Annotated in this window: 6 protein-coding genes and 2 pseudogenes; 4 read left to right on the top strand and 4 right to left on the bottom strand. The window is 43.0% G+C overall.

The genetic code is table 11. The features are described 5' to 3' along the window. The first annotated feature begins 444 nt into the window (after window positions 1–444). The 3 genes and pseudogenes from D0T84_RS19515 to D0T84_RS19505 all read left to right on the top strand — a co-directional run. Window positions 445–1,344, top strand: a complete 900-nt coding sequence (locus D0T84_RS19515; protein WP_163309528.1) for a DUF2156 domain-containing protein — start codon at window positions 445–447, stop codon at window positions 1,342–1,344. A 2,043-nt stretch (window positions 1,345–3,387) separates the two neighbouring features. Next, window positions 3,388–4,866 carry a sodium:solute symporter gene (locus D0T84_RS19510; protein WP_163309527.1) on the top strand — a complete coding sequence of 493 codons (1,479 nt, stop codon included), beginning with the start codon at window positions 3,388–3,390 and terminating at the stop codon, window positions 4,864–4,866. A gap of 29 nt (window positions 4,867–4,895) precedes the next feature. Beyond that, window positions 4,896–6,083: pseudogene (locus D0T84_RS19505) on the top strand (serine hydrolase domain-containing protein); the annotation flags it as partial. Window positions 6,084–6,244: 161 nt separating this feature from the next. Here D0T84_RS19505 and D0T84_RS19500 read toward each other — a convergent pair. From D0T84_RS19500 to D0T84_RS19490, 3 genes are read right to left on the bottom strand one after another with little or no spacing between them, the layout of a single operon-like run. Then, window positions 6,245–7,138 (bottom strand): hypothetical protein, encoded by an 894-nt coding sequence (locus D0T84_RS19500; RefSeq protein WP_163309526.1) that lies wholly within the window; start codon window positions 7,136–7,138, stop codon window positions 6,245–6,247. Next, the gene (ppk1, locus tag D0T84_RS19495; protein ID WP_163309525.1) at window positions 7,135–9,177 is read right to left on the bottom strand and encodes a polyphosphate kinase 1; all 2,043 of its coding nucleotides are present in this window, start codon (window positions 9,175–9,177) and stop codon (window positions 7,135–7,137) included. The genes D0T84_RS19500 and ppk1 overlap by 4 nt, the downstream gene beginning before the upstream one ends. A 37-nt stretch (window positions 9,178–9,214) precedes the next feature. Then, a complete protein-coding gene (locus D0T84_RS19490) occupies window positions 9,215–9,487 on the bottom strand; it encodes a hypothetical protein (protein ID WP_163309524.1) in 273 nt (90 codons plus the stop codon). 174 nt (window positions 9,488–9,661) lie between these two features. Between D0T84_RS19490 and coaA the strand changes: the two genes are divergently transcribed. Next, window positions 9,662–10,603, top strand: a complete 942-nt coding sequence (coaA, locus tag D0T84_RS19485; RefSeq protein WP_163309523.1) for a type I pantothenate kinase — start codon at window positions 9,662–9,664, stop codon at window positions 10,601–10,603. Window positions 10,604–10,926: 323 nt separating this feature from the next. Here coaA and D0T84_RS23355 read toward each other — a convergent pair. Then, window positions 10,927–11,023, bottom strand: a pseudogene (locus D0T84_RS23355) (hypothetical protein); the annotation flags it as partial.

Here is an 11,023-nt window from a genome sequence, read left to right as displayed (position 1 = left end):
TTTGGGTGGATATCTGCCGGAATGGCAGATTTTTAGAACCGATTTCTAATGGATTTAGAACCGGATTACTGGGTGGGGATGCTCCGGATTATGCAATAAAAAACCCAAATTAATTTTGGATACCCCGAATATAAGAGTCTGTTTAAATTTTATAGCAAATCTTTTTTATAGCTATTTTTAGATGGATTTTATCATTTTTGCTAGCCGAACCAACGGTCAGCGGAGCTAATTAGCGGGCTAAACCAAGAGTAAAAAGGGAATTGAAAATCGGCGGAGCCAAAAAGACGCTAAAGAGAGCATAAAAAAATTGCTAAGAACTATTGACATGAACCTGTAATAAAAATTTTCGCTAAAATTTAAACAGGCTCTAAATATTTACCTGACATATCCGTAAACAATATTTGTATTAGCTTTGTTTAGGAAACAAACTTATACTCCTTATTTATGATAAGCTTTAAACAGATTACACTATCCGACAAAAAAGCAATAGACGCAGCTTTCGCGGGGAACGAATACCGTGCCTGTGATTTCTGCTTTGCAAACCTGTATGCATGGAACGCAAGATTTAAAACGGTCTACGCCATTGAACACAGGACAATATTCCTGCGCTTTCAGGATTCGGACGGGCAGACATATTATATGATGCCTATCGGCAAGATGCCGCTTGCCGATGCGTTCAACCTCATCATGGAAGATGCGAGGGTGAATAAGATACCTTTCCAGATGAAAGGCATTTCTCTTAATATGTGGGAAAAAATACAGGCTGAGATTCCCGGCAAATTCAGGTATCTGCCCGACCGCAACAACAATGAGTATATTTATCTGTCGGAAAGGTTGATTAAACTTTCGGGCAAGAAGCTGCAAAGCAAACGCAATCATATCAACCGTTTCAAAGCTGATAATCCGGATTGGCAATATTTCCCGCTTACATCCAGAGAAGAACTGGACGAATGCGCGTATATGCTTGACCAATGGGAAGAAGTAAACATATCTAAAGTAGACTTTTCGCAGCGGTACGACTATATAGCGACCAAAATAATGCTCGATAATTTTGAATACCTCCAGCTTAAAGGCGGAGCGGTACGTGTAAACGGCAAGATTGTGGCATTCACAATAGGCGAACCGCTGACAGCCGACTCTTTTGTGGTCCATGTAGAAAAGGCTTTTGGGGAAATGAATGGGGCATATACCATCATCAACCAGCAATTTATAGAACACGAAGCTGCCGGATATACTTATATCAACCGTGAGGAAGATATGGGCTTCGAAAACCTGCGTAAAGCAAAATTGTCGTATTATCCCGATATATTGCTGGAGGAAGGAATTTTAATTCCTTTTGTGTAAATACACCGGTTACGCCTGCGTTTTATCTCCGAAACTTTATCTAGTATAGGGCAACAGGTTTTTGAGCCTTAAGTAATGATAAAAAATATGGGGTCTTAATTTATGCGAATCAAGGGTTAAATGTGCCGTCAGGCACATCATATTGGTAGAAACATGAATGAAATTCGTTTTTTTGTGCCGTCAGGTACAAAACGTGAATTGTTATGCACATATTGCGTACCTGACGGCACGTAATAGACAGGTTAAAGCTTCTTTCTACCAACATTCAGTCCCTAAAGGGACAAGAATAGCATATTTAACCCTTGATTCGCATAATTTAGAAATATGTAAAAAATAACATGGTTTTTATCATTCCGTTAGGAATGAATCGCTCGGTGGAAATTAATTTAGCAAAGCACAACAGTATCCCGTAGGGGATGCATCCCTAATGGGATAAATGGTTATTCGATAAAATTTACCAACGTTATTTTTTATCGTTACTAAAGTATAAAACAAGTGTCACATTTGACTACGCTTCGCTCCGTTGATTTTGACTCCGTCGATTTTCAATTCAATTGTCACTTTTTTTGCAGCAGCCTGTTGTTTCTGCTTTTACTGTCAGGCTTCTAAGTCCGCGAAGCGGGCTAATATGGATAATGGATAACCACGGGTAAAGCCCGTGGAAAAAGCTGAAAAGAATAGACCGTCTCCGTAGGAGGCGAACGGGATTGATTTTCGCTATTTGCCTCCTACGGAGACATGTTTTTCAGTCAGTCCCTTCCACGGGTTTCTACCCGTGGTTATCCATGTTTAGTCCCTTCGGGACATCATAAAGCGTTCTTTGATATAATCAAAGGGAAAAAGTAACAGGGAAAAGTAATGAAAAGAGTCACATTTGACTACGCTTCGCTCCGTCGATTTTCAATTGTCACTTTTTGCAACCGCCTGTTATTTCTGTTTTACAGTCAGGCACCTAAGTCCGCGAAGCGGGCTAATATGGATAACCACGGGTAAAGCCCGTGGAAAAAGCAGAAAGGAAGAGACCGTCTCCGTAGGAGGCGAACGGGATTGATTTTCGCTATTTGCCTCCTACGGAGACATTGTCTTTCAGTCAGTCCCTGCCACGGGTTTCTACCCGTGGTTATCCATGTTTAGTCCCTTCGGGGCATAAAGAGATCTTTGATAAAATCGGAGGGAAAAAGGTAACAGGGAAAAGCAATGAAAAAAGTGTCACCTTTGTCACTTTTTTTGCAGTGCAGGACAAAAAATATTATTATAGCTCAACCCCTCGCCTTTTGGGCACTCCCGACCCCACCCCGGCCCTCCCCAAAAGGAGAGGGAGAAGCAAAAGGAGAGGGAGAAGCGAGGGGAGAGTCGCAAAGCGAAGACAGATACCGTTTGATCCGTCAGGCATTCTTCCCTTTTGATAAAGGGAAGTCCCCGAAGGGGGAAGGGTTAGAATGATAGTATATATTTTTTGTCATATACTAAGCACCTTTGTCACTTTTTTGCAGCAGCCTGCTATTTCTGCTTTTACTGTCAGGCTTCTAAGTCCGCGAAGCGGGCTAATCCGGATAACCACGGGTAAAGCCCGTGGCAAAAGCTGAAAAGAATAGACCGTCTCCGTTGGAGGCGAACGTAATTGATTTTCGCTATTTGCCTCCTACGGAGACATGTTTTTCAATCAGTCCCTGCCACGGGTTTCTACCCGTGGTTATCCATGTTTAGTCCCTTCGGGACATAAAGCGTTCTTTGATATAATCAAAGGAAAAAGGTAACAGGGAAAAGTAATGAAAAAAGTGTCACTATTGTCACTTTTTGGGTAGCCATATAATGTATAACTAAAATATTATCAGGAAATGAATTCTAAAAATATATATACAACGCAAAATAAAAGTTAACAAAAAAGACGTTTCTTTCGAAAACTCCGGCTTCATGAAATATATCATTTATATTTGTCGTGCCGATATAAAAACAGTGTTGTAAAGGCATAAGTAATGATACATCAGCGGGATCAGAGTAACAAGAGACCGATATACCTTAAATTAAGCATAATAAATCAACATGGATCCTCTATTAATATTAGCAACTATTATTGCATATTTTGTAATCCTATTCAGTATTTCTTACATATCCAGCCGGAAGGCTGACAACGAAAGCTTCTTTGTAGGCAACAGGAAATCTTCGTGGTATGTCGTTGCCTTTGCCATGATAGGTTCCGCCATATCCGGCGTTACCTTTGTATCTGTTCCGGGAATGGTGGCCACAAACAGTTTCGCCTATCTGCAAATGGTAATCGGCTTCGCTGTCGGGCAGTTTATCATTGCTTTTGTGCTGATTCCCCTCTTTTATAAAATGAACCTGACCTCTATTTATGAATATCTTGAAAACAGGTTTGGCATATCATCTTATAAGACAGGGGCATGGTTCTTCTTCATATCCAAGATGCTGGGAGCGGCCGTGCGCTTGTTCCTGGTCTGCGCTGTACTCCAGTTTCTTGTTTTCGAACCGTTCGGCTTGCCGTTTATACTCAATGTAGCTGTCTCCATCGCCCTCGTATGGTTGTATACATACAAAGGCGGAGTAAAGACACTGATATGGACGGATTCATTCAAAACCTTATGCCTAATCGTGTCGGTGGTCATGTGCATTTACTATATAGCGTCCGACATGAGTTTCAGTTTTAGCGGGATGCTGTCGGCAATACAAGACAACAGCTACTCACGCATATTCTTTTTTGACGACTACAATGACAAAAGGTATTTCTTCAAACAGTTCCTGGCCGGAGTCTTTACTGTGATTGCCATGACAGGACTCGATCAGGACTTTATGCAAAAGAACCTGAGTTGCAAAAACCCGAAAGATTCCCAAAAAAACCTTATAACCAGCGGTGTAATGCAGATCGCTATTATTTTCCTGTTTCTGATGCTGGGCGTATTGCTTTACATGTTTGCAGCCAGCAACAATATTACCCTGCCTGAAAAAAGCGATGAATTGTTCCCTATGCTTGCCACAGGCGGATATTTCCCTGTTATTGTCGGGGTATTGTTTATCATAGGATTAATATCGGCAGCTTATGCAGCGGCAGGTTCAGCACTGACTTCGTTGACCACTTCATTCACTGTGGATATACTCGGCAGTTCTAAAAAAGGTTCTGACGATGCCACAACAAACAGGCGAAAGAAAGTACATGTAGTCATGGCCATCGTTATGGGCATAGTTATTATCGTTATCAATTTGCTGAATAATACATCCGTTATTAATGCCGTCTACGTATTAGCCAGCTATACCTATGGGCCGATATTGGGAATGTTCGCTTTCGGTATCTTTACCAAACTTTCGGTAAGGGACAAATATATTCCGCTTGTCGCTATCCTGTCTCCTGTGCTTTGCCTGATAATAGATTTGAATTCGGAGAAGTGGCTAAACGGATATTCCTTTAGTTACGAACTGTTGATAATGAACGCGGCATTCACATTCATCGGGCTTCTATTATTAACAAAAAAGAAAACGGATGACAGCAAAGAACAGCATCATTCATAATATATAGGATTAAACGAAGAAAAGCCGCCATGATAAAAAAAGTGACCTTACTCAGTATCGCGATACTGCTCGGAAGCAGCCTGCTGTATTCGCAACCGCTACCATGCGTAAACCCTAAAAAGGTAGGGATAGACCAACAAAGACTGGCATACGCGGACAATGCTATCAATCAGGCTATACAAAACAAAGATATACCCGGCGCGGTATTAGCCGTTGTCAGACACAAAAAGATAGCTTACCTGAAAGCATACGGCAACAAACAGGTGTATCCCGACACCATAGCCATGACTACCAATACAGTGTTTGATCTCGCATCGGTAAGCAAATCCGTATCCACAGCTATCTCGACTATGATATTACTGGAACGGGGACAACTCAGGCTAAGGGATAATGTGGCATTGTACATTCCCGGATTTCAGTCATGGACCGACTCTATCAGTGGCAAGAAAAAGAGTATCAGAATAGTAGACCTCTTGACCCACACTTCGGGCCTACCTCCTTACGCACCGGTGGGAGAACTGAAGAAAGAATACGCTGTACCGAATCCTGAGGGACTGATGACATATATCTCCAACGTGAAGCGTAACAACGAACCCGCCACAGTATTCGATTACAGTTGCCTCAACTTTATTACCCTACAGCATGTGATTGAAAATATTACCGGAATGAGCCTGCAAAGTTTTGCCAGACAAAACATATTTATCCCGCTGGGTATGAAGCATACCGACTACAATCCTACAGGTGAAACCCTTTCGTGGACTGCGCCTACCGAGAAACAAGCGGATGGATCGGCCTTAAAAGGTAAAGTGCATGATCCTTTGGCAAACGTAATGAATGGAGGTGTTTCGGGTAACGCAGGCGTTTTTTCCAACGCGGAAGACCTATCCATACTTGCTGCTATGCTGCTGAATGACGGGGAAATAAACAAAGTGAGGGTGCTTAGCCCGCTTACTGTACGGGCAATGAAGAGCGTACCCAAAGGCTATGAACAATTTGGACGCTCCCTCGGATGGGACGTATATTCGGCATACGCCAGCGATGGGGATTTGTTTGATATTTCCGCTTACGGGCACACAGGTTATACAGGTACTTCGATTTCCATCGATCCTGAGACGGATACAGCCGTCATATTACTGACAAACCGCGTGCATCCGGAAGATAAGGGTGGAGTTGTGCGCCTGAGGGAGGTAGTAGCAAATGTAGTGGCGGCATCAATTACAGACCTGAAAAAGTAACTACCGGGTAGTAACTCGACGAAAAGAAGGGCATATTCTTTGCGGGGCAAATTTCTCACAAAAACAAGGCCATTCGATATAGCAGCAAAGACTATATAAATGCCACACCTACACCCGGGGAAATAAAACGTACTTTTAACCGGCTATTTACTCTGGTGTTCGTAATACAGATGGGATATTATGCCATCAGACAGTCCGATCTTCGGCACATAAATCTCGTCCACCTTGCATATTTTGCTGATTGTAAGGAATATCTTCAATGCCGGGACAATAACGTCGGCACGGTAAGTGTTCAGTTTGAATGATTGAATCCTTTCCTCATAGCTCAATCCGCTCAGCGTGTCGTATAGTTTCTTCAGTTCATCATAAGCAAGAGGCTCTCTTTCGCGTTTTCCCAACACTTTATGTATCTTATTGATGTTTCCTCCCGATGCTATGATATTCAACGGCACATTGTCTTTTGCAATCTCTTTCAGCCATGCCCTGAAACGACTTTCCTCCTCATCTTTTACCGCGCCCACCAGCATACGCACAGTACCGAGCTGGAAAGAACTTGAGGTCACCTTTTGCTGGTTACTATATACGACAATCTCCGTACTACCCCCGCCGACATCGACATAGAGATAATTCTTCTTTTTATCCATCAATCCGCCAAGCTCGCCTGCTTCATAAATTATCTCGGCCTCTTCCCTGCCTGTGATAATATCTATATTGAGTCCGCTCCCCTTCCGGATGGCTTCTACTATGTTCTTCCCGTTTTCGGCATCACGCATCGCGCTTGTCGCGCAAGCCCGGTAGTTCATCACGCCATAGGCTTTCATTATATGGGAAAAGCCCTGCATCGCATGAATCAGCCGCCATTCTTTATCCCGGCTTATCCTTCCGGAAGTAAAAACATCATCGCCAAGACGGATAGGCACACGCAGGTAAGCCACTTTTTTAAAGTCGGGGGTTGTCCCGTTAACTTCAATATTATTAATAAGCAAGCGGATAGCATTTGAACCTATATCTATCGCCGCGAATATATCTGTATTCATTTTGTTTCATTCATTCCTTTATAGAAATCATATAGCGCCATCTGCGAACGGCAAGGCAGATTGTCTCCCTTTTCTACATAATTATTACTTCCAAAAATGGTAAGATCTCTTGCTTTCTCGTTATCCGACCATTGTATATCAAAGAATTCCTTCAATGTATGCTTTATCTTCTGATCCAGGATAGGCACACCTACCTCCACCCTCCTGTCCAGGTTGCGGGTCATCCAGTCGGCACTCATTATATAAACTTTCTCATCCCCGTTATTATAGAAGATGGCCATACGCGCATGTTCAAGATAACGATCCACAATGCTTATGACACGGATATTCTCACTTTGTTTTTTAACCTGTGGCTGCAAGCAACACGCACCCCTCACAATGAGGCGGATCTCAACGCCTGCCTGACTTGCTTTGTAAAGCAGTTTTACCATTTCTTCATCGGTCAGGCTGTTAAATTTGGCAAAGATATACGCACGTTTGCCATTCTGTGCATTCTTTATCTCTTTCTTTATCAGTTCTACAAACTGGTTCCTCATATAATAGGGCGAGACAAGCAACTGCTTGCATGCAAAATGCTTATGTGTATTTATCAGAAAATCGAAAACTGTAGCCACATCCTGCACTATCTGCGTATCGGAAGTGAATAGGCCGAAGTCTCCGTATATTTGTGCTGTCGTTTCATTAAAATTACCCGTTCCGATATACGCATAATTCTTATTCTTACGTTCTACCAAAACTATCTTGCTGTGTACTTTCAGCCCAGCTACCCCGTGAATAACCTTTACGCCTTCTTTTTGCAGCATCTCAGAATATTCTACGTTTTGTTCTTCATCGAAGCGGGCGAGCAGTTCCATCAGCACAACCACCTTCTTCCCGTTTTTCGCCGCGTTTATCAGGGCATTTATCACTTTCGAACGTTCCGCTACACGGTACAATGTGATACAGATGCTCTCTACCTTCGGGTCGATTGCCGCTTCGCGCAGGAAATCGATAAAGTGATTGAATGTATGGTATGGATAATTCAGCAATATATCTTTCCGCCCTATCACTTTCAGTATGCTCGAAAAAGGCTTTATATCCGGGTGATGCAACGGCTCATGGCTCTTACTTTCCAAATCAGGCCGCACTCTCGGAAATTTCATCAAATCCCGCATAAGGTGGTACCGTCCTCCGGCATCAAGTTCTTCCGCACCTTTCAGTTTCAGTTTAGACGAGATAATATCCAGCAGGTCGCCAGGCATTTCCCTGTCGTAAATCAGCCGCACAGGTTGCCCGTGCAAACGGTTTTGCAGCCCGGTTTCCATCTTTTCCACGAGGCTTTTCGATATATCATCGTCTATCGTAAGCTGGGCGTCGCGCATCAGCTTGAACGTATATGCCGAAATAGTCTTATAATTGAACATAAAGAATATTTCATCCAGACAAAACCGTATAATATCGTCCAGAAATATAATATCGTGCCTTCCCTCAACTGATGGCAAAACGACAAAACGCGGGCAGGAACTACTTACAGGAATCTGTATAATGGCATATCTGGCGTCACCGCCATTTTTTACGGAACACATCTTTACCGCATGATAGATATTATTGTCCCTCAGGAAAGGCAGTTGCGTAGATTTACGGATAATAAGGGGAACCAGCAACGGACTGACAACCGTAGAAAAATATTCGTGGCAGAATTGCTTTTGCTTCCTGCTCAATTGCCGCTCATTGATAACAAATATTCCATGACTTTCCATTTCGGAAAGCACATCGGTATAAGTCTGCATAAATTTCTTCTGCCCCTCAAATACCTGGGAGTTAATCAGGGGTAACAGCTCTTTGGCCTGATAACCGCCGCTAAACACAGGGGCCTTCTTGCCTCTAATCTGCCCCAAACGGACAATATTGGCAATCCGCACCTTGATATATTCATCCTGATTGTTAGAGAATATACCTAAAAAGCGTAGCCGTTGCATCAGAGGTACAGTTTTGTCCTGCGCCTCCTGCAATACCCTTTCATTAAATGTAAGCCAACTTAAATCTCTGTTATTTATCATTTCCTAACAGTTACCAAGATGTCTGGGAATGATCCCTTCAGCCGAAGCAACCCAATCCCGTAACGAATTGTTGGTATATTGCTTTTCCCATATAGTCTAATAACACACTTATATCGAAATTGTTCCAAAACCACGCTACCGCCAAGAGACCGGCAGTCGTAACATATCCGCGACATCCGCCCATAAAGTTAAGGAATTTTTTATCATCGATGGTATGGCGTGTTAAAGTTTTGTCTATTCTTAATTCAGCGGCAACGCCTTGCTTATCCCAAAAGAAGTGTGGCTTTATACCCGGATTTTTTCGTGCCATAATACCCGCACATCTTCTTCATAGCCCTGATCGAGCATAATTAGATGTGAATCCGGAGGCTTTTTTATTCCATCTGTAAAAGATTTAACTGCCGCAGGACAAAAAACATGCGGCTTATCCTTTCCTGCTTACAACTTTTACATACCTTTGTGGTAATATATCAAATGCGAATAGATGGAAACTCTCCCTACCGGCCCCTATATGACGTTCGCACGCGAACAGTGGGCGGCATTACGCGACTCCGAACCTATGACCCTCACTTATGAGGAACTGCTTACCCTGCAAGGCATTGACTACGAACTGTCGATAGACGAGGTTGAAGATGTCTACCTGCCTCTCTCCCGACTGCTTAATTATTATGTAAACGCACGCACAAGCCGGCAGTCGGTATTGATGAAATTCCTAAAGCAGAAGTCACAAAAAATACCGTTTATCATCGGTATAGCAGGGAGTGTATCGGTAGGCAAAAGTACGACAGCCCGTGTGTTACAGGCACTGCTCAGCCGCTGGGAAGAAGACACGCGTGTGTCGCTGGTTACGACTGACGGATTCCTATACCCCAACGCCGTACTCGAAGAAAAAGGAATTATGCTGAAAAAGGGTTTTCCGCAATCGTACGACATCAAACGCCTGCTCAAATTTGTGACCGACATCAAATCGGGAGAAAAGAGAGTGGAAGTGCCAAGGTATTCGCACCTGATTTACGATATCATCCCCAACGAATACGATATAGTGGAGCAGCCCGACATACTCATACTGGAAGGGCTCAATGTATTGCAAAGCGGCATGGACTACCCGGACGAGAAACCACGCATTTTCGTGTCCGACTTTGTAGACTTCTCCATCTATGTGGATGCCGAGGAGCAGCTGCTCGAAGACTGGTACGTCTCCCGCTTTATGAAATTCAGGCAGGGTGCTTTTACCAATCCGATGTCATACTTTAAAGGATTTGCCGAGATACCTGAAGAAGAAGCTATAAAAACCTCGAAAACAATATGGCGTGAGATCAACCGCAAAAACCTGCGCAGGAATATACTTCCCACAAGGGAGCGCGCCAGCCTTATATTGCACAAAGGCGAGGGGCACACTGTGGATTATGTGAGGTTGAGAAAATAAACAGTTTCTAAGTAACTGTTTAAATTTTATACGAATATTTTATTATATCTTTTTCTTCGTTCATTTTTAGTCTGTTTTTGGCTGTTTTTTCCTTTCTCTCAACTCAACCAGAGGTCACAGGAGCGAAGCGTATGTAAATAGTCTCTCCTTACGAATATAAAAGTTTCCAAATAGTTTTCATTTCGCCAGCATTTTCATCAGTAGAAAACTATTTGCATTTGGTTGGCAGCATTTATTATATAGCCAAGAAATGAGATTCTTCATCCATTTCTTGAGATTCCAGGCTGTGGCACTTAGAAGAGCATTGATTTGGACATACCTCTCCCCACAGAGATAATTTTCATGCATTCTGAAGTCTGATTTGAGATGTGCGTTAACCGGTTCTATTGCTGCCCTGCGTCTAAACTTCCTCCGCTTTTT

It is taken from the genome of Dysgonomonas sp. 521, from assembly GCF_010501055.1.
GTDB lineage: Bacteria > Bacteroidota > Bacteroidia > Bacteroidales > Dysgonomonadaceae > Dysgonomonas.
This window is presented reverse-complemented; position numbering and strand designations above follow the sequence as displayed.